Here is a 543-nt window from a genome sequence, read left to right as displayed (position 1 = left end):
TGGCGGTGACGCGCCCGGGCGACGTCATCGCGGTCGAGTCGCCTGGCTTTTACGCCGCATTGCAGGCCATCGAGCGGCTCGACCTGCGCGCGGTCGAGATTCCCGTCGATCCGGTCACCGGACTGGATCTCGACGCACTCGCGGTCGCGCTCGATAAGCATCCGATCCGCGCCTGCTGGTTCATGACGAACTTTCAGAATCCGACCGGCGTGACGCTCTCGGTGGAAAAAAAGAAAGCGCTCGTCGAGCTACTGGCCAAGCGCGAAATACCGCTGATCGAAGATGACGTCTATCAGGAGCTTCACTTCAGCCGTGATCGGCCGCTGCCGGCGAAGGCCTTCGACACCAAGGGCCTCGTCATGCACTGCAGTTCGTTCTCGAAGACGCTCGCGCCCGGCTACCGGATCGGCTGGGTGGCGGCTGGCCGATTCGCCGACCGGGTGCAACGGCTCAAGCTGATGACGACGCTGTCGGCCAGCATTCCGGTACAGGCCGGAATTGCCGACTATCTGCAATATGGCGGCTATGACAAGCATTTGCGCA

Annotated in this window: 1 protein-coding gene; it reads left to right on the top strand. The window is 62.6% G+C overall.

Going from position 1 to position 543, the window contains the following annotated elements:
- Positions 1 to 543 (top strand): aminotransferase-like domain-containing protein (locus VSR82_RS39990; RefSeq protein ID WP_498858926.1); only part of this gene is annotated, 543 nt, incomplete at both ends.

The sequence above is a fragment of the Burkholderia sp. JPY481 genome, assembly GCF_038900515.1.
Lineage (GTDB): Bacteria > Pseudomonadota > Gammaproteobacteria > Burkholderiales > Burkholderiaceae > Paraburkholderia > Paraburkholderia youngii.
The sequence above is the reverse complement of the archived record's forward strand: the minus strand, read 5'-3'. Positions and strand labels throughout refer to the sequence as shown.